Here is a 26,590-nt window from a genome sequence, read left to right as displayed (position 1 = left end):
GTTGTATATGTGTTCAAGAACAAAATTGAATGATGCGGTGCAACATCGACACAGGACAATAATATGCAGTCAATAGCCATAGTATTACTCGGGATCGTGGGCATGCTCCTCGGGTGGTTCGTTTATTCGAAATTTATTGCCACGAGAATATTTAAATTAGACGACAACTTCACCACGCCAGCTCACGAGCTGCAGGACGGTAAAGACTTTGTACCTACCAATAAAGTCGTGCTCTGGGGGCATCACTTTACTTCAGTAGCGGGGGCGGCGCCAATTGTAGGGCCTGCGATCGCCGTATACTGGGGCTGGGTGCCTGCCGTACTTTGGGTGATTTTCGGTACCATATTGTTTGCTGGTGTGCACGACATGGGCGCCTTGTGGGCCAGTGCACGTCACAAAGGTAAATCTATGGGGGCATTGTCTGAAAGCGTAATAGGCAAGCGTTCTCGTTCATTGTTTATGATTGTTATCTTTCTAGTACTGTTAATGGTTAATGCCGTTTTTGGTGTGGTGATAGCAAACTCCTTTGTCTCTCAGCCAAATGCGGTATTCCCTGCTTGGACAGCCATTGCCGTTGCATTGGTTATTGGACAGTTATTAAAACGTAACTTTGGTTTAATCCCTCTTTGTCTTGTTGGTATTGTTGTGCTTTATGCTTCGGTTTATGCAGGTAGCTACATTCCTATTAGTTTGCCTGAAACCATGTTTGGTTTAGCTGACAAAGCGAACTGGATTATTATCTTATTTATTTACGCTGCTATTGCTTCGTTGTTGCCGGTGTGGATGTTACTTCAGCCCCGCGATTTTATTAACGGTATGCAGTTATTGGTTGGCCTATTCCTACTGTATGGTGCGGTCTTCTTTGCTATGCCAGATATTACCGCGCCAGCCTTCAATACACAGACGGCCATGGACTCTCCTAGCTTAATTCCATTGTTGTTCGTGACTATTGCTTGCGGTGCAGTGTCTGGTTTCCACGGTATTGTGGCCTCAGGCACCAGCTCTAAACAGTTAGATAAGGAAACTGATGTACGCTTTGTGGGTTATTTAGGGGCGATTGGTGAAGGTTCCTTAGCGCTGATTACTATTGTTGCGGTTAGTGGTGTGGCGTTTGCGGCCTCTCCAGAAGAGTGGCATGAAGTCTACAGTCACTTAGGTGCAGGTAGCGTGGGTGCGTTTATTAGCGGCGGAGCGGCGCTTATTCACCAAGGGTGGGGGCTACCCGAAGCTTTCTCATCGACGATATTAGCGGTAATGGTAGTGCTGTTCGCAGGCACAACCATGGACTCCGGTGTTCGTCTTCAGCGGTACATTATTCAAGAGTGGGGCGATATTTATAAATTGTCAGCACTTAAAAATGGGGTAGTTGCGACCTTCTTAGCGGTTGCTTGTTGCTTACTACTAGCCTTTGGTGCAGGTGGTTCTTCAGGCGGTGGCGGTATGATCATTTGGCCGTTGTTTGGTTCTACCAACCAAATACTGGCGAGTCTTACCTTGTTAGTTATTTCCGTCATGCTAATCAAGATGGGACGACCAGCCCGTTACACATTAATACCCATGGTATTCGTTTTGGTAATGGCTTTCTTTGCTGGGCTAATAAAGCTTAAAGAGTACTATCTTGCTGAAAACTACTTATTAGTTTTCTTAGATGCTGTGGTGCTGGTGGTGTCTGTGTTAGTGATGCTTGAAGCTTGGTCTGTTGTGGCTAAACTTCGCAGCGGACATCAAGACGAAGTGGGCGAGAAGGAATAGCCACAGCACTAAAGATAGCGAGCCGCTATCTTTAGTTGGGTGAGCGCTAGTTTTATACAAAGCCGACGCAGAGAGTTATTCTAGGCGTCGGCTTTTTTGTAGGCAATCGGGTTATTCGATGAGGTGGATTACTTCTAGTTCATTCACGGTAGGAGCGTAAATTTGCTATTATACGTTTTCACCGAATTTGGTAGGTTTGCTGTACATTAAACAATCTTAGTAAGTTGGCGCAGTAAATCAGTAAGTAAAAAATAAAGTATTCAACGCGGTTCGTTTGGAGTGGTATGACTGACCTAATGCTCTTAGTGCAAAATTTTATCAGCCTATTTATGGAGTCTGCTCCGTGGCTGTTACTGGGCCTGCTGGTGGCGGGTATCATGCACGAGCTGGTGCCGGTTAGCTTTTTAGAGCGCCATATGGGAAGCAGCTCAATAGCCTCTATCACAAAGGCGGCGGTAATAGGCGCTCCATTGCCTTTATGTTCTTGCGGGGTTATTCCAGCGGCCATAGGGCTGCGTAGAAGCGGTGCATCTAAACCATCGACGATTTCATTTTTAGTTTCTACTCCTGAAACAGGCGTAGACAGTGTCTCTGTTTCCTACGCATTATTGGGCCCTCTGTACGCCATTGTAAGACCAATCGCCGCTATCGTTAGCGCAATTTATGCCGGTCTAATGGTGAGATGGTTTGATGGTGACAAGCCTCACAAAGCAGAACACGAGCACGCTAATAACCATTCACATGCTAATGCTCATAAGCACTCTGACAATCACTCTGACAAAGCATCTTGCTGTTCAAGTGAGGCCTCTGCAGCTTCAAAGCAAGTGGAAGCTACCTCGCTGAATCAAGAGCAAACCAGTTGTTGCGCCAGCAAGCAGCCAACCACAAGTTGTTGCGACGACACGCCAGCTACTTCGGCGGAGCTGGCAAAACAAAGTAACAAATTGACCCAAGTGTTTCGTTATGCCTCAGGTAAGTTGCTGGAAGATATTGTGGTATGGCTACTTATTGGTCTAGCCTTAGCCGCAGCCATCAAAACTTGGGTACCAACAGACTTTCTCACTCAATGGGGTGATGGGGTTATCGCTATGTTGGTCATGGCCATCATTGGCATTCCTATGTATATTTGCGCCACGGCATCTACGCCGCTTGCAGTGGGTTTTTTAGCTGCTGGGTTATCACCTGGCGCGGTGCTGGTATTTCTCATGGCAGGGCCGGCTACTAATGTCTCTACCATGGGCATGATCAAACAAGAAATGGGTTTTAGAACCCTGTGTTTGTATTTGTTTAGTGTAATTACGGCCAGTATTGGGTTTGGCTATTTGCTTAATTACGCGGTGTCAGCATTATCATTAGAAGGCTTAATTCATATGGAAAGCCAACTACACAGTCATGGTGCTAACATTCAAGCGCTCTATGCAGCGTGCGCTATTCTTCTTGCTGCACTAATGGCTCGATTGGGCGTTAAAAAAGTCAATGCTAGGTTGGCACAGCGTGAAGAAAACCACCAAGACTGTTGTGGTTAACACAAAGGTAAAAATTAATAGGAATACAGTATATGTATTCCTATTTTTATGAGTAAATTACGCGGTATTCGTATTTAATTCATCTGCGCTCTTGTAAGTCCGGTTAAGGCTTGCATAATGGTCGTTTGCTTCATACTCCGATTATCGGAAAGGACTCATGTTTTTACTCATCGTTTATGTATTGATTGCCTTGGGCTTCTCTTTTTTATGCTCAATTGCTGAGGCAGTCATATTAAGTGTGTCCTCAGCCTACATTTCTGTTTTAGAAAAAGAGAACCGGCCTAGCGGTATCTTGTTAAGAAAGCAGACCGATAATATCAACACGCCGCTATCGGCAATTTTAACATTAAATACTATTGCTCACACAATGGGAGCTGCAGGTGCGGGTGCGCAGGCTGCTAGTGTATTTGGCGAAGCATACTTGGGCGTGATTTCAGCGGTATTAACGCTTCTTATCTTGGTTTTTTCTGAAATTATTCCTAAAACCGTAGGTGCAACCTATTGGCGTGGATTGGCGCCAGTGACAGCCTATTTCCTTAAGTATCTGATTACTATTCTTAAACCCTTTGTGGTGATGTCTGAATTACTCACGCGAGGGTTTAAAGATGACAGCCCACTTCGTGGTTTAAGTCGCGGTGAGCTGCACGCCATGGCCGAACTATCAGGGCAAGAAGGGCAGCTAGCTAACCACGAAGCAGTATTCTTACAAAGCTTGCTGAGCTTGCACGAATTGAAGGTAAAAGATGCCATAACCCACCGAACGGTGTTGTTTTCAGTGGCAGAATCGATGACCGTAGAAGTGTTTTTCCATAAGCACGCGCATATTGAGTATTCCCGAATTCCTGTTTATGAAGACAAAGACTCTGAAAACATCACCGGTTATGTCATGCGTTCAGATTTATTGGTAGCACAAGCTCGTGGGAATACCGATAAACCGCTATCTGAGTATGCAAAAAATATGGTGACCATACTAGGCTCTATGCCACTGTCGATAACCTTCGATCATTTTATCGATAAACATGTTCATATGCTTTTAGTGGTAGATGAGTATGGCGGATTGGAAGGGGTAATTACCCTTGAAGATTTGCTGGAGCGCTTGCTAGGCGTAGATATTATTGATGAGAAAGACACAACGGTAAGTATGCGTAGGTTGGCAAAAATGATGACGCGCCGCAAAGAGAGAATGATGGTCAAAAATGTACCTGATGTGTCACTCGATAAGTCTAAATCTAATGGTAAAGCTGATTAGTTTTGTTCAGTCGATTCGATAGGTAATCGCTAGCTGAAATAAGTTTTCGTGAAAATTTTCACTAGATACCGATGACGCATTTAAAAATCGTAGATTTTCTTGGCGGCCTCGATTCACTTGCCATTCTGCAGATAATGCTATTTGCGAGCTCATTGCATAGGTGTAATTAACGGTAATGGCTTCCCCTCTGCTGTTATTCGGATCGTCTGTGGTGTTGTCGTTATCTATCACTTGATACCAGTCTAAACGGGTCGAGAATTGATGTGCTTCATGAGTATACGATGCAGCAATATAGGCCGCGTAAAAGTCGTTATTTACAATATTTTCCCCCATCAATGTATCACCTATCAGCGCTTGCCCGAACAGGGTTACATTGCGGTTACGCATATGGCGAAGGGTTAACGCGTGAAATCGCGTGCGCCATGCGTATATTCTGTCAGGGTCGAAAATGAGTGGGTTGGCACGGTTGTCGTAATAATAGTAACGTAGCTCTGAACGGCGCTTATGAGCTAAATGAAGCCCCCCGTAATAACCTGTTTTCGTATCAATTTCACGAAAGGGCTCGGAATATGCTGGGGCGCCTATTCCTTCTTCAGAAACCACGCCAGGAATGGGAGTGAATTTCACTCTATCATCATTCAGCGATTGCCTGTCATGTAGTGCAAAACCACGCCAAGATAGCAAGGTGCCAGTGGTGTCGTTCCCCTTAAATAAACTTCCTACCACTTTCCATGACCAGTCACGTCTAACTTGCCTACCGTTTTGTCTTAAGCTTGCCTCTACACCAAAGGTTCGAAGCTCTTCCCCAATCCAACTGTTAATGGCTGAGTTAGATAAAAAGTGAGGTGACAGCCAGCCCATGTCGGTGTTTTCGGCAGAAATTGCTGGGTAAAAAAAGCCAAGTTTAATTTCTGGTTTAATGGTGGATGCAGTAAGGGGGCGGTATTGAGTATAGAGTTGGCTGACCCCGAGCTTTTGTTCTCCATCACTATACCCGTTGGCGACAACATGAAACTGCCAATCATCGCTGAGTACTTTATCGTACGCTAGTACCGCTTGAGATAAGGCAACTGCATTATTTTCAAAGCGCTGGTGGGAAACGCCATTCGTTTGAAATGTGTCAGCGTTATCTGCAGAAATAACACTACCTCTAAGCAACAACCTTGTATCTGAAAAAGCGTGAAAACTGATGCAGCAAAAAGAGACAATGAAAATACAACGGCTCAGCATTAATAATCACCAAAACCGTCATCAAAATCATCATCGCTTGCTATCACTTTCGATAAGGTTAGCGTGAAGTTTTTATCGCGGGTTAATTCAACTTCAGTTTCTATAAAAGGTTGTTCGTTTGGCGCGTTCGGATGCCAAAACTCAACACTATATTTACCCGCGGGTAGTGAGATGCCAGCATTACCGTCATCTGCGGTTTTTACAAAATAAGGGCTATCGGCAATAACGATGTAACCTAGCATCCAATCGTGAATATTACAGCCAATATCCACAATGCCAGCTTGCTCAAAGAACAGTGGCTCTGCAGTAAATTCTTTATAGAGCTTTAGCTCAAACTGCTTGGTGGGTGAAAATGAATAAACATGATGGAACACGTTATCTGCATTAGGGAAGGTGACTTCTGTGTTCTTTTGTACCACCAGTACATGGGGCGCAAACTGCTTATTGATTTGATTCATAATCGCAGTTTTAGGTGTTGATTCTGCTTCTGAATTTTTGGATTCTGTGCTTGATAAATCAAACAAGGGAGTGAAGATAACCACGCCGTCTTTAACCGGAGATTGTTCGGCATCTAGTAACGTGATGGAGGCGGTAACAGTATCAGCACGGGCATTAATTGGAGCCAGCATTGCAACGAAACCTAGAGAGGCTAGAACGACTAGCACAGCAAGCTTATTGGCGTTTTGCGTTACGCGGTTAAACCAGCAAATGCTAGGTATAAAAAAGTATGATCCACACATCAGTTTGTTCATCTAACAGAAACCTTATTCTTTCTCTAAAAGCTTTTTTTTCAGTTATATAGAGACCGTTGGTAATGCAGGTATATTTCACTTTTTATTAAAGCGTTTATACAAAAGCATTGAATCAAGACCTTCCTTTAAACTGCCGAGCTCAAAAAGGCGATGTCAGACTAACCCTCAATCGTCACCCACAACAAAATTACGAAAGCGACTAACAAGATATAGTGGGTAAAAGCAACACAGCCAAAACATACCTACCAGAATAACCTTGCGTGACAGGTAAGGTTTTGTCCAGTTTAAACGATGGAGAATTTTCTAATAAGGTTGTGGTATACGTGATGAAGTTTATCTAACTCGTCCCGGTCGGCTTTGCCGCCTTGTGCCAAAGACTGAATACTTTGGTCTAGCTCATACAAGCTTTCACGAATAGCTTGATCGCTAATCATGCTCTGCATCCATGTAATAGCCGCAACTCTTTCGCCGCGAGTTACCGGTGTAACCTTATGTAAACTTGAAGAAGGGTAGAGTACCGCGCTACCTAAGTTACCTTTGACTTTTTGCTCGCCGAAACCAGTCTGAATAACTAGCTCTCCGCCTTCATAATCGCTTGGACTAGACAGAAACACCGTCATCGACATATCACTACGCAAAACATCAGGGGTATTCGGAATACGCATAATGGCGGCATCTACATGATAGCCGTATGTCTGCGATTCACTGTAACGGTTGAAGCAAGGGGGGAAAATACGCTGAGGTAGCGCAGCAGAAACTACTTGTGGATGGTTACCTAGGCTTGCCAACAAGTTGTTGGCAAGCGCTTGAACCGTAGCGTGCTGCGCATCAGCTTGACCATTATTTTTAACCCCTGCTGCCATGCCCATTGCGGTCGCTTTTCCATCGTTAAATGGTACATCGGCTAATGCAGCCCGATATTGCTTCACTTGGTCGGCGTCTAGTAGGTTATCAATAATGATCATTTTTTAGCGTTTCTCTTAAAACTAACTTAGAACTCGTAGTTTACCGTACCGGTCACATTACGGCCGTCACCGATGTACATGAAGGCACCAGAGCGATAAGCTGCAGTCCAGTATTCTTCATCAAACAAGTTACCGATGTTAACACGGAACGTTAGTTTTTCAGATGCATAGTAGTTAGCAAACAAGTTGAATACTTGATAATCAGGAACAACTATTGAGTATTCGCCAGTATCAGCATCGTAACCCGCTGCTGTGTCAGGCTGACCACCAAACATTTCAGACTTATACGTGTAGTCACCACCGAAAGCGAACTTCTCATTTGGTTGATAACGCAGTTGTAGGTAGAAGCTTTCGTCTGCAAAGTTACTTAACGCAAGGCCAATGTTAGATTCGGTGAAAGAGTCTAGTACTTCTGAGTCCATGAAGGCGGCAGATGCTTGAACACTGAACTTCTCAGTAATATCACCGCTAACACCAAATTCAACACCTTCAACACGGTTTTCACCCGTGTTCAATGTACCAATAGTTGAGTAGTCATCTTCACCGATACTTTCATGAACATCGCTTTTCGTAATACGGAAAATTGACGCATTTGCCATCAAATTCTCATCAAATAGCATCCATTTTGTACCAATTTCGATGTTTTCAACATGCTCTGGATCGGCTTGTGCAGCTTGTTCAGGTGTGCCACATAGGCCACCGTAACCACAGTTTGCACCAAGGTCAGACTCGCCGCCATTGATGTTCGTAGCTGTGCTGTAAGACGCGTATACATTACCGTGTTCAGTAATGTCATATACTAAACCTAAATGACCGTTAAACAACTCATCAGAGAACTCATAAAGGTCGTTACTTGTTTGGTTGCTGTAATCGTAGCTGTCCATACGTAGGCCGAAGAACACGTCTAACTTATCAGTTAACGCAAAGGTATCCATGGCGTAAATTGCATAGGTTTCAATATCGAAAAGGGCATCTTCATCACCACGTTCAATGGTTCTGTCCATCAGTGAACCGATGTTATCGATAAGGTTTCCATCACCATCAACAATACAGTAGCTTTGTGATACGCCACGACGACCACCAATTGCACAGTTGGTATTTAGGTTTTCAATATTGAAAACACCGTTATCAACCGACTCATCGCTGTACTCAAAACCAAATACTAAACGGTGATCTAAGCCTGCAAATGAAGTGTCCCAGAAAAGGTTAAATTGAGTCGTGAAGTAATCTACTTCTTGCCAGCCTTGGTGCGTGCTAAGTCGAAGCGTATCTGCACCTGGTGCTGTTTCATCAGAATCATCACGGGTTGTCGCACTCATACCGGTTGTTACGTATTCGTTTTCAGTGTTACCTGCACGAGTCGCGTTGTAGAAACGAACATTGTCGCTAATTTCGTATTCGGTACGGAAGGTAAAGGTAGTGACTTCTGAGTTTTGGAAGTCATCATCTTGTGCATAAACAGGAATATCTTCTAACGGATAACCCGCATCACGGTCGTAGTAGCTACCTAAATCAGGCTTATCTTCTGCATTAAGGTAATAAACATCACCAATGAAAGACAGTCTGTCGTTTGGGTTTAGTACGTAAGAAAGTTGAACACCATCACGGCCACGTTCAATGCCTTCACGACCCGGCTTGTCTTCTTGAGACGTTAGTGCGTTAACACGAATTGCACTGTTTTCCGTTAGCGTTTTATTCAAATCTACAGTTAAGCGGGTGTGCTCGTCGGTACCAATGGCAGCATCAACACGACCAAAGTTATAGCTAGTAGAGGCTTTTTTCGTAATGCTGTTTACCGCACCACCTGAAGAACCACGGCCTGCAAATGTTGAACTAGGGCCTTTAGTAATTTCAACGCGCTCAGTGGCAAAACTTTCACGGGTAGTCATACCTGGGTCACGCAAACCATCAACAAACACGTCGCTGCGTGCTTCGTGGCCACGTATTACATAGCGGTCACCAAAAGCATTACCATTCTCACCTGTACCAAGAGTTACACCGGCTTGAGCAGCAAGAATATCTTTAAGGTCAGTTTTACCACTTTCTTGAATTTGGTCTTGTGTAAGAACACTAATGGTTTGTGGTGTATCAACAAGGTCAGCTAAACGACGAGGATCGCCAGATTTGTCATAGCGATAGATAGACTGTTGAACACCGTGGATACGGATCAGTTCAATTTCGTCTTGTTGCGCTTTACATTCAGCTTCTGTTTTATCCTTGCAGATTTCAGTTTCTTGGGTTTGTGCAAGTGCGCCGCCGTGTCCGAAAGCTAATGCCGCAGCAATAGTTTGTGCGCCTATTGTTAACGTTTTATTTTTCATAGTGTGTGTTTTTCCTGTGTGTGTAAGCGACGAAGTGTATTGAAACAGCAAATGAATGTAAATACTAATGAGAATAATTCTCATGCACGAATTTTGTAGGGATTTTTTAGGAAAACTTAAAGGTCTGCGTTAGAGGGGTATCAATGCAAGGAGAAGGCGGTTTGTAAGCCACCTCAAAAAACTTAGCACATCAGATTTTTGGCAGGTTAACGGAAACAATCACTCCGGATTTGTCATCTCGATTGGCCAAGGTGAGCGTACCTTGATGAAAGGCGACAATGATGTCAGCGATATAAAGTCCCAAACCTAGATGAGGTGAGCCTGCTGATTGCGCCGTCTCAGACTCAGGGCGAACTGATACCATCGATTGTACGAGTTGTTGTTTCATTCCTTCGGGCAATAGGGGGCCGGGGTTGCTTACGGTGAGAATGATTCTTTTATCTTTGGCATAAACGGCTACATCTATGATGTTGTCGGGTTGACTAAAATCTACTGCGTTAGAAATGATTTTATCGAACATTTGCGCAATAAGATCGGGGGCGCCCTTTAGCATCGCTACGTCTGGTGAATAAGATAGTGCAAACTGTCTGTCGGTATAAGCATGCTGATACCCACCCACACAGCCTTTAATCACGTCAATCATGTTGAAGGTGGTCACATCTTCCTGCGCAATGGCTTGCTCTAAGCGGGTGGCTTCACTCATGGCATTTAAAATGGAACTTAGACGGCTGATACCAGACTGGGCACGTTGAACGAAAACTTCTTGCTGAGCACTGTTTTGCGCCACCGTGTTTGCTTGCTCTTCTAGACTAGCGCTGGTATGGGCTTGAGCACTCACTTGAGACAAGGCGTCAAGTGATGACTTTACCACGGCGATAGGGGTTCTAAGTTCATGAGAAAGCCGAGAAGCCATGTTTTCTAAATAGGAGTTGTATTGCTGCAATCGCAATAAAACATCGGAAAACGCCCGCGACAAATCGCCAATTTCATCACCCTCTTTGGCAACAGGTAATTTACCGACAATCTTCCCATTGGCATCAATAATGGCTTCGGTGTTATCTCGAAGTCGCCTGATACGGTTGGATATTCTGCTGGCGAAAAGCAATAAGCCTAGGGTACCTAGTATCATTACCGCCAAAATAACATGAAAAAGCTGCTCTAAAGCGCGGTTTCTTAATGTGCGTATACCGTTAGTGGTTTGCTCTACAACCACTGCACCCATTACCGCACCCTCAATAAAAATAGGGTAAGCGGCAGACACAACCACGGCTTTGTTATCTGGCGTTAAGCGCCATAATGAATCTGGTTGACCGTTAAGGGCTAAACCAATGTCTCGGCCCGCCAATGCATAGGCATCCTCTAGTTCATCTACAAAATCAGCGGGTGGCTTAGTGAGAATATGGTAATACAAGGGCAGTAACCAATGGGTTTCTACCCAGCGCCATATCAGGTTTTCGCTTGCTTCTCGCTTGGCAGTATTTAGCCCTGAAGCCGTTTGTATATCACCTGCTCGCGCCAATACCCGCTTATGATTGTCTATTACCCATACGCGGGAGTCGGCATATTTTAGTCCTGCTAATATGCGCTCAATTTCTGGTGACGGTGTTACTACCGTGCCTAGTTCATCAATGTTATTCGTGTTGGCGGTACCAATAGCATAGCGCTTCTGCCTTGTTACCGGGTCGTCTACGTCAACAATGGCAAAGGCGAGTGCACCCGAGGTCATGGAGAGGGGAAAGCGAAGTTCAATGTTGTAGCCAGCAGCGGTTTCTTGCCAGCGCCCTTGAATACTTAACGCATTTTCCACCGCACGATTAGTCGCGCCAGACTCTGCTAATTTAAACGCATTTACCCAGCCACTCTCATAGGGGGCAACCACATATCGTGCTAAATCACCTGCTGGGGTTTGCATACCAATGAGTAAATGGTCGCCTCGTTCAACACTTAAACTATTTTCCTGTCGCCACAACAAGGTATCGTCGGTAACGTTGAACATGGCATACAGGAACTGATCATATCGGCCCACCATATGTTCGAATGAAAGGCTTGTTTGTTTGCCCTCGCTAGCGGCGTCCTTATTTTCGCTAGCGGCGCTTTTGGTTCCGTCGTTAGTTTGCACGCTAGTAAAGCGTTCAACAATTTCGTTAGCGCCATAGTGGGTAAGCAAGTCGTCAACTTGTTGCCAATCATTTAGTTCACCATCAAGTTGAATAGGATAGGGAATAGGTGGCGCGTATAAATCAGTGCCTGGACGAACGTCTTTTAAATAAGCCGATTCGCTGTCGAATAACGCAGGACGCTCATGTAAGGCGGTTGCAACAGCCCGTGCTGTACCTATCATGGTTTGCTCTTGACCGGTGCGAAGGTATTGCTCTAGCTCCCATACGTAATTATAGCCAAGGTAAGGAATGGCAAAAAAGAACAGTGACAACACGAGTAACTGTAAGCGTATGGAGAACCTTAATCGCATGTTAGCAATACCTTACAACTGCCATCGATACCCCATACCGTAAACGGTATCTATGTGGTCGAATTGGGGGTCTAACTGAATGAATTTTTTGCGCATTCGTTTTATATGAGAAGTAATGGTGGTGTCGTCTACCACCATGCGAGACTCATCCATTAACTGTTGTCTGCTTTTTACGTGGCCTGGGTGTTTAATCAATGCGTGCAACATCCAAAACTCGGTTACGGTTAAGGCGACGGGCTCAGTGCCCCAACTTACCGTCATGCGTGAGGCATCTACTTTTAATTCACCTATACGAAGCTCGTCTTTTTGTTCAACAGGGGCTGACATTAAATCGCTTCGTCTGAAAAGCGCGGCGATACGGGCTAGTAAGTGTGCCATGCTGATATCTTTAGTTAAGTAGTCGTCAGCACCCATGCGAAGCCCACTAATGGTATCTACATCATTATCTCTGGCGGTAAAGAAGATTATAGGCAAGGTGGGCGACAAACCTCGCAATTGCTGGCATAACAAGAAGCCACCCTCCATTTCTTCTTTTAAACCAATATCAATAATAGCTAAATCTGGCAGTGCCTCGTTAAACGCCTGAGTTGCCGAGGGGCGATCTTCAAATGCATTAACTTTGTACCCTTGTGATCTCAAGGCAACAAGGTAGTTTTCTCTTATAGCAGCATCATCTTCTACTAGTGCAATGGTTTTAGGCATGAATTCTTCTCTCAATCATTCTTGTCTCTACTATACCTTGGCAAAAGCGCCCGTGCCTGAGTTCGGCGCAAATTCCATAAAGTCGCCCGCTTTTCGCCATATTTGCCATTAAACAAAATAGCTTTTCCATTATTGTGCCCTGATATTGCCTTGTCTGCTTGGTTAACTATATCTGTGCTTGGGAAGACAGATTGACTCAAGTATGACTCACTTTGGTACGCCAACCCCTTGCACTGTGCCTAGCCCCCAATTAGGTGCAGTGCTTTTTTATACATCTATCTCTAGTTAAGCCACTTTTATCTCGGTCAGCACGCTCTCGTTCTGGTCACGCTCCTCTTGCGCTAATTAGTCTGTTGTCAGCTAACTATCAGGCACAAAACGCGCTGTGCCCGCAGTATATAAAAAGCCCTATGTTAAGACTTCGATAAACAAATCGATAAGAACAGCAAAATAATCGGCAAGTACAGGGGAGTGGCAGACCGAAAGGACAATAAATGTGACATAATTACCCCCTTTTTTATGACGTCTTTAAATTGGTGATAGCATTGGCGGAATAGGCATTAAATACCTCTGTCGCGGCAAAGGTTGAATTAATCGCATTTACCAGCACTGTGCTTTAAACATTCTGGCGGTGGGTATGCCGTCACGTTATCACTGTTGTCGGTGTATCATGACTAACTGGTAATCACCTCAACCGAATTTAAAGCACACTTGATTTACATAGCTCTCGATCTATAGAGCTTTTCGATTAACAGGGACTTCATTTATGGAGGCCTTAAATGACGAGCAACTTACGAGCAACTTACGGGCAGCACATGAAAGCGTTGGATATATCAGGCTTAACCAAAACCTATAAAGGTGGCGTACAGGCGCTTAAAGGCGTCGATCTCACTGTCGACAAAGGGGATTTTTTCGCCCTACTTGGACCCAATGGTGCGGGTAAATCTACCACCATCGGTATTATTAGCTCTTTGGTTAATCAAACCGATGGAAAGGTATCGATTTTTGGTTACGACCTTCATACCCAAAAAGAGCAAGCCAAAGCGTGTATTGGCCTAGTGCCACAGGAATTCAACTTCAATCAGTTTGAAACCGTGATGCAAATAGTGCTCAACCAAGCGGGTTATTACGGGGTTCCCAGAAGCATAGCGAAAGAGCGCGCACAGAAGTATTTAGCCCAGCTCGATTTATGGGAAAAACGTGATGCCAGAGCCCGAGAGTTATCAGGCGGAATGAAACGCAGGCTAATGATTGCCCGTGCTCTTATGCACGAGCCTCGTTTATTAATACTTGATGAGCCTACCGCTGGCGTAGATATAGAAATCCGCCGTTCAATGTGGGGCTTCTTAGAAGAGATTAACCGCCAAGGTATTACCATTATCTTAACGACGCATTATCTGGAAGAAGCAGAAATGCTGTGCCGCAATATTGCCATTATCAACAAAGGCACCATTGTGGAAAACACCAGTATGAAGGCCTTGTTGTCGAAATTAAATACAGAAACGTTTGTGTTGGATATCAATCTTGGTCAGCAAAAGCCGCTTCTTACAGGTTACGAAAGTCGTTTACTTGACGACCATACCTTGGAAGTTGATGTAGAAAAGGCAGAAGGGTTAAACCCTGTTTTTGCTCAATTAACCGAGCAAGGTATTCAAGTTCTGAGTATGCGTAATAAATCAAACCGATTAGAAGAGCTGTTTGTACGTTTGGTTGAAACGGCAAAGGCAGAGGGTTAAACATGAATTCACAGGCAAACACACAGTCTGACGAAAAGATTGGCTGGTTCAAACAAAACTATGTGGCACTAACCACCATTTGGATAAAAGAGTGCACTCGCTTTTTACGCATTTGGATCCAAACCTTAGTGCCACCCGCTATTACCATGAGCTTGTATTTCGTTATTTTCGGTAGCCTTATCGGTAACCGAATAGGCGAAATGGGCGGCTTTTCTTACATGGAGTTTATTGTTCCAGGTTTGATCATGATGTCGGTTATCACCAACTCATACGCAAATGTTTCGTCGTCTTTTTTCAGTGCGAAATTTCAGCGAAATATTGAAGAGTTACTGGTTTCTCCTGTGCCCACGTCGGTGATCATTCTAGGCTTTGTAGGGGGCGGTGTAGCAAGGGCAGTGCTAATTGGTATTATTGTTACCTTGGTATCGCTGTTCTTCGTTGATGTGCAAATACACCACATTGGTATCATTATTCTTACGGTGCTACTTACCTCATCACTGTTTTCAACGGCAGGGTTAATCAACGCCATTTTTGCTAAAACGTTCGATGATATTAGTGTGGTACCCACCTTCGTACTAACACCGTTAACCTACCTTGGCGGCGTATTCTATTCTCTCAGCTTACTACCAGAGTTTTGGCAGTGGGTCAGTAAGGCCAACCCTGTTGTGTATATGGTGAATGGTTTCCGCTACGGGTTCTTAGGTGTTTCAGATGTTGACGTTACTTTATCGTTAGTATTATTGGTGGGCTTCAATGTTGTGCTGTTTGCTGTTGCTTATTACCTGCTTAAAACGGGCAAAGGAATACGTAGTTAATGGCAAGTGGAAATTCTAGAAGCATCACTACGAATCAAGAAGGTGTGCACGAAAAACTCGATGACTTGGTAAAGCGGTATAAGTCATCAGAAAACCAGCGCCCTATTGGCGAGCATACGCAACTCGCCTTCGATGAAGCAACCGAATGGCTTGATGGGTTTACCGGCGATATTATTTTGGACTCTTGCTGCGGCGTGGGTGAAAGCACATCAAATATTGCTAAGGCGAACCCTGAGTGCCGTGTTATTGGTTTAGACAAATCGGCGCAGCGGGTGGATAAGCATCAGCATTATTCCGCTGGGCAAGATAACTATCGGGTTATCCGCGCCGATGTGAATGACTTTTGGCGATTGGTTCACAGGGCCAATTGGAAGGTGAGCCAGCATTGCTTGTTCTATCCGAACCCGTATCCGAAGAAAACCCAGGTGCAAAAACGCTGGCACGGTAGTGCAGCAATGACAGACTTAATGGCCATTACCCCCAATATTGAAGTGCGTAGTAATTGGTTGGTTTATTTAATGGAATTTGCTAAAGCTGCTTCTCAATACGGTTTGGTATCTGATTTGACTGAAATTACGTCTGATGACGCCATGACCCCTTTTGAACGCAAATATCGCGCTAGCGGGCAACACTGCTGGTCGCTCAAGTGCAATTCAGAAGAGGCCGAAGGCGGCACGTAGAATAAGGGCGAGCACAGCTACCGACGCCTAGTGATGGGGGGTAGTCGGTTGTGGAGGGCTAAAGACATAGCCTTGTGCATACTGAATGGGCAGTTTGTTCACGCTTTCAAGCAGTAAATCTGTTTCAATATGTTCTGCTACCACACTAATCGCTCGCGCTTTGCAAAGTGCGAGCAAATTGTCGACGTAATCTTGCACTGCGTCATCTTGTTCATAGTGGCTTATCAAACCACCGGCTAATTTGATGCCCTTAATCTGCATATTCAATATTGCATTAATATTGCCTGGGTTTTCACCCACGTTATCTAAGAAAACCCCAAGCCCTGCTTCTGCGCATCTCTCAACAAACGCTTGCATTAGTTCTGGGTGGGTTAATGCACTGGCGGCACTTATCTCAATGCTGACTCTTTTTGGGTTTGGGTAGTCTATTAAATGGGAAAGAAGCGTGGTGGTCAGGTTTTCGTTGAGTAAATCTCGCGCACTAATATTAATGCTCCACGGCACTTGTACATGGCGAAAGTAACGGGCACTTTGGGAGAACATCGCTTCGGTAAGTGCTTTAACGTGTTGTTCCCGTTCAATCAGGTAGAGAAACTCGCTAGGCAAAAAGGTTTTGTCTTCGGCAGTTATTAAACGAGCCAGGCACTCGTAACGCCACACACGGTTCGACCTTAAATCCATTATGGGTTGAAAGTAGGGAACGATATTATTGATAGAAACGGTTTCACTTACGGCTCTTATTGGCACATTGCAGCCTTTATTTTTATTCTTATGTATAAGCAAAATATAGCACTACCCATCATCATTTGAGAAGTTTAGCCGACTTCACAGTATTGATAGCGAATTATCACTACAGGATATCTTGTGTTGATACACGGTCAAATCATCGGGATACGCTTGGCGTAGTGGGCAATCTGAGGTAAAGTTCGTGACCCTGAAAGTATTATGATCGCTTTCAGCGTAGGCAACGAAGTTGGGTTGTGTTTTCTTGAAAAAGAGTCATTTTAAAGTGAGGTCGGTTGAGTGGGTGAAGCGCAAGTTAGTCTAGAGCACTTGTTTAGGGTCTTTACCAAGCCTGAACACAAAGACTCAAAGATGGCTCAAATTGAACAGCATTTATCTGACAATATCTTAGATTTTTTGTCGCAGCACGTTGTTACCAAAAAAACCTCGCTAGAAGAAATTGAGAAAGACTTCTCTGATTCTAAAGTACCTGAATCACCAGAGTTTGTGTCAACCCATGCTGAAAGCTTGCTAGATAAACTAGTTGCCCATTCGGTAAATACCTATTCGCCTACGTTTATCGGTCATATGACCTCTGCACTACCCTATTTTCATTTGCCTCTGTCTAAATTGATGGTGGGGCTTAATCAGAACCTGGTGAAAATTGAAACCTCTAAGGCCTTCACGCCTCTTGAGCGTCAAGTGCTAGGCATGATGCATAACCTTGTTTATGACGAATCGAAAGACTTCTACGATAGTCACTTACACAGTGCAAAGCGTTCTTTAGGTGCCTTCTGTTCCGGTGGTACTATTGCCAATATTACCGCCTTGTGGGTAGCGAGAAATAAAATTTTGGGCCCGCAAGAGGGGTTTGCTGGTGTAGCAAAAGCAGGGCTGGCTGCGGCTTATCGCTTCCACGATATCAATCATCTTGGTGTGATGTGTAGCAAACGTGGGCATTACTCCTTATCAAAAGCGGTTGATGCCTTAGGCTTAGGCCGCGATCAATTATTATCATTACCTGCTCCGAATCAAACCCTTGACCCTGAAAAAGCGCTGGCCGCTGGTAAACGCTATCAGGAAGAAGGCAACAAATTACTGGCTATTGTTGGCGTTGGTGGTACTACTGAAACTGGGCATGTCGATCCGCTTCATGAATTGGCTGACGTAGCTAAAGAGCTAGGTTGCTGGTTCCATGTGGATGCTGCATGGGGCGGGGCAACTTTGTTCTCATCGCAATATAAACATCGCTTAAAAGGTATTGAGCGTGCCGACTCGGTCACAATTGATGCCCATAAACAAATGTATGTGCCAATGGGCGCAGGTATGGCGTTATTTAAAAACCCTGAAGATGCCAATGCAGTGCGCCATCACGCACAATACATATTACGTGCGGGCTCTAAAGATTTAGGGGCGACTACCCTTGAAGGCTCGCGTAACGGCATGGCCATGATGGTGTATTCTGCCATGCATATATTTGGGCGTAGGGGCTATGAGCTGTTAATCGATAGAAGCATCGAAAAAGCGGGCACTTTTGCCGATATGATTGCAAATCACCCAGACTTTGAACTGACCACTTCGCCTACACTATCATTGCTGACTTACCGCGTTTGCCCAGCTGGCCTGCAAGAAAAGCTTAAACATGCAGATGAAGCCACTAAAGATAAGATTAACGAGAAGCTTGATAGGCTGACTGTAATTGTACAGAAGCAGCAACGGGAGGCTGGGAAGTCTTTTGTCTCTCGTACACGCTTAGAGGCGCCAGAATACCCTACCAACTGTATTACTGTGTTTAGGGTGGTGTTAGCGAATCCTCTTACTAGCACCCAAGACTTGCGTAACATTCTTGATGAGCAGCATAAAATAGCTACCGGAACTAAGCTGTACAAAGAGTTGGTAAAGGTGGTTGGTGAATATGATTGAGTCAATACCATTGGCGTAAATTATACTTGCGATGATGATATCGTCAGAATATGAAAAACAGAAGATAGAAATCTTTATTTTGAACGCTTTACATTAAGAGCCCCCGCATGAATGCGAGGGCTTTTTTATTGGGTATGCGTTAGAGCTTGTTAGCTATAGCTGACGCTACAATTGTATTTGGAGGTTATCGATAAGACGGGTATTACCCAGAAAAGCGGCCACCAAAATAACCAAGTGCTTATCGGTTTGTTTCGCAGGTTTTAGGCTTTCGGCATTAACTATATGCACATAGTCATTATTAAAGCCTGAATCGGTTAGGATATCTGCAAGGTCCGCCGCTAACGCTACATAATTTCGCTCACCCGCCTCTATGCGTGCTTTTAGTGATGTCATTTCACTGTAAATGGTAGCCGCAGTATGACGCTGCTCGTCAGTCAAATAACCATTACGAGAACTTAAAGCTAAACCAGATACATCACGCTCAGTAGGAATGCCATGAATGGTCACGCCCATAGAGAGGTCGCGCACCATGGTGCGAATAACCTGTAATTGCTGAAAGTCTTTTTCACCGAAAAAAGCATCGTGAGGGTGAACCATATTAAACAGTTTACTCACTACCGTCGCTACACCGCGAAAATGCCCTGGACGACTTGCACCACATAGAATATCCGAAATGTCGGGTACTTCTACTACCGTTTGGTGCTCAACACCGCCGGGATACATATCGCTAACGCTGGGTAAAAATACGGCATCAACACCTGCTTCAATGAGCTTGGCTTTATCTTCTTTGATCGTACGCGGGTATGCATCTAAATCTTCATTAGCACCAAATTGCATAGGGTTAACAAAAATACTTACCACTACACGGGAATTGTTCGCCTTGGCGCGTTTAACGAGTTTTAAGTGCCCATTGTGCAGGTTTCCCATTGTAGGAACAAACCCAACGGTGCTGCCACTGAATTTCCATTCAGTAGTTAGTTTTCGTAATGACGCAATGTCGTCAACAACCTTCATATTTAAACCTCGTTACTCAAAGCTGTGCTCGGGGGACGGGAATGCACCACTTTGTACTTCTGCAATATACTGCTGAACTGCCTTGCGCATATCGCCCGTCTCGGCAAGGTAGTTTTTAGAAAACTTCGGCATGTAGTTGGCGCTAATACCAAACATGTCATGCATCACCAATATCTGCCCATCAGTATCATTTCCGGCACCAATACCAATTACCGGTATGGTTAGCGCTTCGCTGACGGCCTTACCTAGTGAGGACGGTACGCACTCTAGCACTAGTAGTTGAATACCTGCCGCTTCAAGTGCTTTAGCTTCTGCTAGCAATTTTTCTGCTTTGTCTGCTTCACGGCCCTGTATTTTAAATCCACCAAAAACGTGAACCGACTGTGGCGTGAGCCCTAAATGACCACATACAGGCACGCCGCGCAAATTCAAACCCTGAATGGTTTCGCATAACCAGCTTCCACCTTCCATTTTAATCATGCTTGCACCAGCAGCCATTAGCTTGCCTGCGTTCGCATAAGTTTGTTCTGGGGTGGCGTAGGACATAAACGGCATATCAGCTAATACGAAGGCTCGTTCGGTGCCTCGTCTTACGCTACGAGTGTGATATTCGATATCTTCAATGGTAACCGGTAAGGTGTCGCTTTCTCCCTGAAGTACCATGCCTAGCGAATCGCCAATCAGCAGTGCATCAATACCTTGCTCATCAAACATTTTTGCAAAGCTGGCATCGTAAGCTGTTAGTGAGGTAATTTTTTCGCCAGCTTGCTTCATTTTAAGCAAGCCAGAAACGGTAATTTTCTTCATAGCAACCTTCCAGGGAAAGAATAATGGGGCGAACTATACGGATTTTGAAGCTAAATGGAAGCGCGCAGGCGTTTAAGACCATCAAGCGAGCACTTAGCAACCCAGTGTGAAATAGGTTTTCCGTCGGGCATAACCATAGATTGGGCTATTTCAAACAGAGGAACTAACACAAATTCCCGTTCAGACATGCCAATATGTGGCACGGTAAGTTCAGGCGTAGAAATAGTTTGGCTACCGTAAAGTAATATGTCCAAATCGAGAGTTCTTGCGCCCCAGCGTTGCCCTTTACGTTCTCGGCCAAAGTCGTGCTCAGTACGCTGTAACTCACCGAGTAGTTTATGCGGCTCTAAGGTCGTTTCAATCAGGGATACCGCGTTAATGTAATCCGGTTGGTCTTGCGGACCCATAGGCTTACTAGAATACAACGATGAGCACGTAAGCACCCGAGTTCCTTCAAGCAAGCCCAGCGCAATAAAGGCGTCTTCAACGTGTTGAACGGGGTCGCCAAGGTTGCTGCCAATACCAATATAAACGTGCTCTTTATGCATCGGTATTTCTCGATGCTGGGCGGCGTTTACGCTTCCTTGGTTTGGGGCCATCACCCTCTTGGCGACGCAAGTCGTTTAACATTTTCTTTTGCTTGCCAGGTTCGCCGTGCTGAAAATGCGTCCACCACTGGGCAAGTTCCAATAGGGCTCCGCCCTCAACTTGCCCGCGAACGAGTAGAAAATCATAACCGGCACGAAATTTAGGATGAGTTAACAGCTGAAAGGCACGACGGCCAAAACGCTTAGGAAGGCGTTGCTGTAAAATCCAAATGTCGCGAATAACCGTGGAAAAGCGCTTGGGGATCATAATGCGTTGAGTCTGTTTCGCAATCACTTCAGTTGACGCAAGGTTGAATGCATCATGCGCGCTTAACCCAGACTCTGCCTGCATTATTTGTGCGCGCTCTTCTAGCGGATACCAGAGCAATGCAGCATATAAGAATGCAGGTGTAACTCGTTGATCATTATTAATTCTTTCATCGGTATTTTGCAGCACTTTTCGTACAAACTGCATTTCACGACTATTTTCGTCTTCGATAAACGGTGCAAGTTGTGGAAATAACGGTGCAATCAAGCCGTACTCACGAAGCATCATAAAGGTTTTCTCACCTTGACCAGATAAGAACAGCTTTAAGGTTTCTTCGAACAATCGAGCGGCCGGGATATTGTTTAGCAAGCTCGCTAGCTGCTTGATAGGAGCGGCGGTGTCATTGCTTATACGCATTGAAAGCTTGGTTGCGAAACGCACAGCACGAAGCATGCGAACAGGATCTTCACGATAACGAACTTCTGGGTCGCCTATTAAACGTACTTCACGTTTTTCAATCGCTTCTAGACCATTTGCAAAATCTTTTACGGTGAAGTCTGCCACACTGTAGTACATGGCATTGAATGTGAAATCTCGGCGTTCGGCATCTTCTTCAATGCTACCAAAAACATTATCTCTAACCAGTTGCCCGTGGGCATCTCGCTTTGACACTGCTTTGTTCTTCGGTACTTCTTTCGCTTCAGGCTCTTCGGTGTGATGGCCACGGAAGGTTGCTACTTCTATCACTTCACGACCAAAAACAACGTGGGCTAGTCTGAAACGACGGCCAATCAAACGGCAGTTTCTAAACAGCCCTTTAATTTGTTCCGGTGTGGCATTGGTGGCCACATCAAAGTCCTTGGGCTCATGCCCCATCAAAATATCGCGAACACAACCTCCGACCAAATAAGACTCGAAGCCTGCTCCGTTAAGGCGATACATGACCTTCAACGCATTAGGGCTCACGTCTTCGCGAGAGATGCCGTGCTCCCCACGAGTCATAACACGAGGCTCTAGTACATTGTCAGCGGTATGTTCCTTAGTAAAGGCTCGCTTAACAGAATTGAAAACACGATGAATGATGGTGAAGTCTCCGAAGGTTATAAAGGATGGCTATAATAAGTGGATTCGTGCTTGCCCACAATAATTTCGGCTATTTTAGGTACTAATTTCCTATCCCAGCGCGATATTGCCATAGTAAGCAGTTGTGTGGCGTCTTCAAATTCGTTAGCGTGGTAGTCACCTTGGCCTAAAAAAGACAGGCCATTAACGATATTTTCCAGCACATTTTTGTTGTTAATAGGCGCTGCATGGTTTTGTTTACTCAGCTTTCGCCCTGGTGACACTGCAGCAACTGGAATATGCCCATATTTTGGCACATAGCAGCCCAATGAACGATAAATAGCGCGTTGAAGCGGGGTGATATTTAAGAGGTCGCTGCCTCGAATAATGTCTGTTACACCCTGATATTCATCGTCTAACGCTACAACAAAATTGTAGGCGAAAAGGCCATCGCTGCGCTTAATCACTACATCTTCTGGTGCTGTGCTTAACGGTGTTACTCTGCTTGCGCTTATTGAGTCATCGTTGCTATTACTATTGTTACTGCGTTTGACTGTGTGGCGTTCCGCTTCGACTAAACCAGATGATGTTGAATGGGCTACAGAATTCACTACTGATAGTGCCCCTGTTTTATCAACACCGCCCATAATACCGTCATCGAAGGCATCTAATTGGCAATCAAGTTTTAATCGTATTGCTAAGCTACGGGTATCAGATGCTGATTCGGTTTCTGACTGAGCGGTTAGGCCTAGGTCTCGACAATAGTGGTTGTCGTGCCCGCCGTTTGCTTTTATTTGCTTGCGAGTACAGGCACAAAAATAGGCTGATTTGTCTGCTAGTAGGCTATCAAGTTTTGCCTGATACCGTGTATGCTGCTGTTGTTGATATAAAACGCTACCATCCCAGTGAAGGCCATGGCATTCAAGGGTAAGCAAAATGTCGCTGTCGACACCAGGTAAACATCGCGGTGCGTCAATGTCTTCCATTCGAACTAACCATTGCCCATTGTGATGGCGTGCATCTAGGTAGCTAGCGAGCGCGGTAACTAAAGAGCCGAAATGAAGTTGCCCGGACGGCGAAGGCGCGAAGCGGCCGACATATTGAGGTGAGGAGTCGATTTTAGATGGCATTAATAGAAATACTGTTACACACCTCTATAGTAAATACTATGAGGCGTGTAACTTACTACGAAGGTTTATTAACCTTGTAGTTGCTTTTCTTTGATTTCTGCCATGGTCTTACAGTCGATACACAGATCGGCCGTAGGACGAGCCTCTAAGCGACGAATACCGATTTCAATGCCACATTGGTCACAAAAACCAAAGTCATCTTCTTCAATACGCTTAAGAGTCTTCTCAATCTTCTTGATCAATTTACGTTCGCGGTCGCGAGTACGTAATTCAAGGCTGAACTCTTCTTCTTGCGCAGCGCGGTCTACCGGGTCTGGAAAGTTTGCTGCTTCGTCTTTCATGTGCGTAACGGTGCGGTCAACTTCTTCACGAAGTTGGTTGCGCCATGCTTTAAGCAGTAAACGGAAGTGCTCCATTTGCGGCTCGCCCATGTACTCTTCGTCAGCGGTAGCCTGGTACGGCTGCAATCCTGCTAGTGCTAATAGCCCTAGGGATTTTGTTTCTTTTCCTGTTGGCATCTGCCACATCTCCTACACTACGACATCCATCTTGTCCTGAATGAATCGATTAACTAAATCAAAGTCGTTCATTACAAGCAATTGCTCGTGTCTATGTAATTATTATGCTGAGGATATTGATTATAAGTCAGCACTGCTACTAGTTTACGTATTTCACGTACTTCCAGTAAAACAAGGCGCAAATATGAAGGCGAAATGAAAAAAATCAACCTATTTTTCACACGTTTACTGGTAGTGTTTGATTTATAACTATTTTTTGTTCATCAATTGAACAGCTTGCTGCGAGGAACTTGACTCCTGATGTGACCGCGGTGTGTACGGCGTCGGCGTAAACAGGATCAATATCTCGCGCTACTTGTACAGAATGCACGCCCGTATGCTGAACACAAAATAATAAGCAGGTACTTATACCTTGTTGAGAGAGTTCTGCAAGTTCTAAACAATGTTTTGCACCTCTAGCGGTTACTGCATCAGGAAAGAATCCTTGGTTTCCCCGCGCCAGTGTGACAGATTTCACCTCAATATACTCAAGGGTGTCACCTTGACCGCAGGCAAAGTCGAAACGACTATTACCGCCAGGCGGTGTTACTTCAGCTTTCCAATGATTAATATCAGAAAATGCAGACAAGACCTTGTTATTTAGTGCCTCTGCCACCAATTTATTAGCATTGTGAGTGTTAATGCCAATGAAATCGCCGTCAAAGGTTTGGGCAAGCTCCCAGGTATATTTTAACTTTCGCTTAGGATTGTCAGATTCGCTCAAATAGACGGTGTAGCCAGGTTCGGCGCACCCTGTCATCGCCCCCGTATTAGGGCAATGCGCAGTGACTATTGAGCCGTCTTCAAGTTTTACGTCGGCAAGAAACCGTTTATAGCGTTTAATTAAGGTGCCACGTAGTAGTGATGGCGAAAAAAACATAACAATTGGCCTATAACGACATAAATTTACATGCATTGCGTTGCTAGAACTAAACATCTACCCCAGCAATGAAACGCAAAAATATATAAGGATTAAAACGTAATGGCAGAATTTACCGTAAGCTTATCCTCAGATAAAGCCAATAGTGCGTGGGGAGAAAATACCAAGCTCTCTTTTAGTGAAAATGGCGCAGTAATCCACTTGCCAATTGGCGATAATAGCGACAGTGGCGCGCTTGAGCGCACAATTCAACAAGTCGCGCGAAAACTTGATGGATTAAACATTCCCGAAGTGGCCTTAACGGGCAAGTGGACCAAAGAACAACAATGGGCTTTCGCGTTAAGTTTTACCCGAGCTCGCAACCCTTCAACTATCAAGTGGGCCGATAACGACGATAAACAGTGGCTAGAGCAGAACTACGCAGCTTTACTATTTACCCGTCAGTTAGTGAACGACACACCAGAAGATTTAAGCCCTGAAACCTTAGCGCAGCGTGCAGCAGTTTGGTTGTCTGAATTAGGTAAAGAGCATGTGTCTTATACCATGACAGTGGGTGAAGAATTAAAAGACGCGGGTTGGACAGGTATTTACAACGTGGGCAGAGGCAGTGAACGCCCCCCTGTGATGTTAGAGCTTGATTACAACCCGACAGGTGATCCTGATGCGCCCGTTGAAGCGGTTCTAGTAGGGAAAGGAATAACTTTCGACAGTGGTGGTTACAGCATTAAATCAAGTGAAGGTATGCTTGATATGAAATGTGATATGGGCGGAGCAGCTACCGTAACCGGCGCACTAGGCCTTGCCATTAGCCAAGGTATTAGTAAGCGTTTAAAGCTCATTTTATGCTGTGCAGAAAACTTAATTAGTGGCCATGCTTATAAATTGGGTGATGTACTTACTTATAAAAACGGCGTGACCGTTGAAGTCGTCAATACCGATGCGGAAGGTCGCTTAGTATTGGCTGATGGCCTAATGGCGGCAACAGAAACTGGCGCTCCACTCATTATCGATGCGGCCACTTTGACGGGGGCAGCAGTGGTAGCGCTAGGTTCTGACTATCACGCCGTATTTTCAATGGATGACAATGCTCGTTCACAAATGCTTGCGGCAGCAAGCGCTGAAAATGAGCGTTTTTGGCCATTGCCTATTGAACCTTTTCATGCAGAACGTTGCCCGTCTGCCTTTGCAGATACCGCTAACAGCCGACCTATGAAAGGCGGTGGTGGTGGCGGTGCATCTAATGCGGCAGGCTTCTTATCACGCTTTGTAAACCCTGAAGGAAAAGGATGGGTGCACTTAGATTTAGCGGCGGCTTATCATGGCGGCGCAACGGCAGAAATGCCAGTAGGTGCAACAGCCAAGGGAATTCGAAGCATTGCAAGAATGCTTCAAGACTTTAAATAAGTCATAAACGGATGTCGCCACTCTAAGGTGGCGACAT

The 26,590-nt window shown here is 45.0% G+C and carries 22 protein-coding genes; 8 read left to right on the top strand and 14 right to left on the bottom strand.

Going from position 1 to position 26,590, the window contains the following annotated elements; translation table 11 throughout:
* The first annotated feature begins 63 nt into the window (after positions 1 to 63).
* From AVL57_RS17865 to AVL57_RS17855, 3 genes are all read left to right on the top strand, one after another.
* Entirely contained in the window at positions 64 to 1,752 is a 1,689-nt protein-coding gene (locus AVL57_RS17865) for a carbon starvation CstA family protein (RefSeq protein ID WP_057795684.1), read from the top strand.
* A gap of 284 nt (positions 1,753 to 2,036) precedes the next feature.
* On the top strand, positions 2,037 to 3,278 hold the full coding sequence (locus AVL57_RS17860) for an SO_0444 family Cu/Zn efflux transporter (protein WP_057795686.1): 1,242 nt from the start codon (positions 2,037 to 2,039) through the stop codon (positions 3,276 to 3,278).
* Positions 3,279 to 3,435: 157 nt separating this feature from the next.
* Positions 3,436 to 4,527, top strand: coding sequence for a CNNM domain-containing protein (locus tag AVL57_RS17855; protein ID WP_057795688.1), 1,092 nt, complete (start codon positions 3,436 to 3,438; stop codon positions 4,525 to 4,527).
* Positions 4,528 to 4,533: 6 nt separating this feature from the next.
* Here AVL57_RS17855 and AVL57_RS17850 read toward each other — a convergent pair whose 3' ends face one another.
* From AVL57_RS17850 to pdsR, 6 genes are all read right to left on the bottom strand, one after another.
* Positions 4,534 to 5,757 carry a hypothetical protein gene (locus AVL57_RS17850; protein ID WP_057795690.1) on the bottom strand — a complete coding sequence of 408 codons (1,224 nt, stop codon included), beginning with the start codon at positions 5,755 to 5,757 and terminating at the stop codon, positions 4,534 to 4,536.
* Positions 5,757 to 6,509, bottom strand: a complete 753-nt coding sequence (locus tag AVL57_RS17845; protein WP_057795692.1) for a methylamine utilization protein — start codon at positions 6,507 to 6,509, stop codon at positions 5,757 to 5,759. The genes AVL57_RS17850 and AVL57_RS17845 overlap by 1 nt, the downstream gene beginning before the upstream one ends.
* A 284-nt stretch (positions 6,510 to 6,793) precedes the next feature.
* Positions 6,794 to 7,474 carry a Fe2+-dependent dioxygenase gene (locus tag AVL57_RS17840; RefSeq protein WP_057795694.1) on the bottom strand — a complete coding sequence of 227 codons (681 nt, stop codon included), beginning with the start codon at positions 7,472 to 7,474 and terminating at the stop codon, positions 6,794 to 6,796.
* A 26-nt stretch (positions 7,475 to 7,500) separates the two neighbouring features.
* Positions 7,501 to 9,795, bottom strand: coding sequence for a TonB-dependent receptor (locus tag AVL57_RS17835; protein WP_057795696.1), 2,295 nt, complete (start codon positions 9,793 to 9,795; stop codon positions 7,501 to 7,503).
* 190 nt (positions 9,796 to 9,985) lie between these two features.
* On the bottom strand, positions 9,986 to 12,265 hold the full coding sequence (gene pdsS / locus AVL57_RS17830; protein WP_057795698.1) for a proteobacterial dedicated sortase system histidine kinase: 2,280 nt from the start codon (positions 12,263 to 12,265) through the stop codon (positions 9,986 to 9,988).
* Between the two features lie 12 nt (positions 12,266 to 12,277).
* Positions 12,278 to 12,967 carry a proteobacterial dedicated sortase system response regulator gene (pdsR, locus tag AVL57_RS17825; RefSeq protein WP_057795700.1) on the bottom strand — a complete coding sequence of 230 codons (690 nt, stop codon included), beginning with the start codon at positions 12,965 to 12,967 and terminating at the stop codon, positions 12,278 to 12,280.
* An 815-nt stretch (positions 12,968 to 13,782) separates the two neighbouring features.
* On the opposite strand from pdsR, the gene AVL57_RS17820 reads away from it, so the two are divergent.
* From AVL57_RS17820 to trmB, 3 genes are read left to right on the top strand one after another with little or no spacing between them, the layout of a single operon-like run.
* Positions 13,783 to 14,703, top strand: a complete 921-nt coding sequence (locus AVL57_RS17820; protein WP_013786309.1) for an ABC transporter ATP-binding protein — start codon at positions 13,783 to 13,785, stop codon at positions 14,701 to 14,703.
* A 2-nt stretch (positions 14,704 to 14,705) separates the two neighbouring features.
* A complete protein-coding gene (locus AVL57_RS17815; RefSeq protein ID WP_057795702.1) occupies positions 14,706 to 15,518 on the top strand; it encodes an ABC transporter permease in 813 nt (270 codons plus the stop codon).
* On the top strand, positions 15,518 to 16,198 hold the full coding sequence (trmB, locus tag AVL57_RS17810) for a tRNA (guanine(46)-N(7))-methyltransferase TrmB (protein WP_057795704.1): 681 nt from the start codon (positions 15,518 to 15,520) through the stop codon (positions 16,196 to 16,198). The genes AVL57_RS17815 and trmB overlap by 1 nt, the downstream gene beginning before the upstream one ends.
* Positions 16,199 to 16,225: 27 nt before the next feature.
* Here trmB and AVL57_RS17805 read toward each other — a convergent pair whose 3' ends face one another.
* Positions 16,226 to 16,945 carry an EAL domain-containing protein gene (locus tag AVL57_RS17805; protein WP_057795706.1) on the bottom strand — a complete coding sequence of 240 codons (720 nt, stop codon included), beginning with the start codon at positions 16,943 to 16,945 and terminating at the stop codon, positions 16,226 to 16,228.
* A gap of 276 nt (positions 16,946 to 17,221) precedes the next feature.
* Between AVL57_RS17805 and panP the strand changes: the two genes are divergently transcribed.
* The gene (gene panP, locus AVL57_RS17800) at positions 17,222 to 18,844 is read left to right on the top strand and encodes a pyridoxal-dependent aspartate 1-decarboxylase PanP (protein WP_057795708.1); all 1,623 of its coding nucleotides are present in this window, start codon (positions 17,222 to 17,224) and stop codon (positions 18,842 to 18,844) included.
* A 165-nt stretch (positions 18,845 to 19,009) separates the two neighbouring features.
* Here panP and panC read toward each other — a convergent pair whose 3' ends face one another.
* From panC to sfsA, 7 genes are all read right to left on the bottom strand, one after another.
* Entirely contained in the window at positions 19,010 to 19,858 is an 849-nt protein-coding gene (panC, locus tag AVL57_RS17795) for a pantoate--beta-alanine ligase (RefSeq protein WP_057795710.1), read from the bottom strand.
* Positions 19,859 to 19,870: 12 nt separating this feature from the next.
* Positions 19,871 to 20,665, bottom strand: coding sequence for a 3-methyl-2-oxobutanoate hydroxymethyltransferase (panB, locus tag AVL57_RS17790; protein WP_057795712.1), 795 nt, complete (start codon positions 20,663 to 20,665; stop codon positions 19,871 to 19,873).
* 50 nt (positions 20,666 to 20,715) lie between these two features.
* A complete protein-coding gene (gene folK / locus AVL57_RS17785; RefSeq protein WP_057795714.1) occupies positions 20,716 to 21,213 on the bottom strand; it encodes a 2-amino-4-hydroxy-6-hydroxymethyldihydropteridine diphosphokinase in 498 nt (165 codons plus the stop codon).
* The gene (gene pcnB, locus AVL57_RS17780) at positions 21,206 to 22,522 is read right to left on the bottom strand and encodes a polynucleotide adenylyltransferase PcnB (protein ID WP_057795717.1); all 1,317 of its coding nucleotides are present in this window, start codon (positions 22,520 to 22,522) and stop codon (positions 21,206 to 21,208) included. The genes folK and pcnB overlap by 8 nt, the downstream gene beginning before the upstream one ends.
* A 98-nt stretch (positions 22,523 to 22,620) precedes the next feature.
* On the bottom strand, positions 22,621 to 23,712 hold the full coding sequence (locus AVL57_RS17775; protein ID WP_057795719.1) for a glutamate--tRNA ligase family protein: 1,092 nt from the start codon (positions 23,710 to 23,712) through the stop codon (positions 22,621 to 22,623).
* A gap of 68 nt (positions 23,713 to 23,780) precedes the next feature.
* Positions 23,781 to 24,230, bottom strand: coding sequence for an RNA polymerase-binding protein DksA (dksA, locus tag AVL57_RS17770; protein WP_013786299.1), 450 nt, complete (start codon positions 24,228 to 24,230; stop codon positions 23,781 to 23,783).
* Between the two features lie 217 nt (positions 24,231 to 24,447).
* Positions 24,448 to 25,149, bottom strand: a complete 702-nt coding sequence (gene sfsA, locus AVL57_RS17765; protein WP_057795721.1) for a DNA/RNA nuclease SfsA — start codon at positions 25,147 to 25,149, stop codon at positions 24,448 to 24,450.
* A 102-nt stretch (positions 25,150 to 25,251) separates the two neighbouring features.
* Here sfsA and pepB point away from each other — a divergent pair, with 102 nt between their 5' ends.
* Positions 25,252 to 26,553 (top strand): aminopeptidase PepB, encoded by a 1,302-nt coding sequence (pepB, locus tag AVL57_RS17760; protein WP_057795723.1) that lies wholly within the window; start codon positions 25,252 to 25,254, stop codon positions 26,551 to 26,553.
* Positions 26,554 to 26,590: the final 37 nt, after the last annotated feature.

Source organism: Alteromonas stellipolaris (assembly GCF_001562115.1).
Lineage (GTDB): Bacteria > Pseudomonadota > Gammaproteobacteria > Enterobacterales > Alteromonadaceae > Alteromonas > Alteromonas stellipolaris.
Note: the sequence above shows the minus strand (reverse complement) of the source record. Positions and strands in the feature narration are given on the sequence as shown.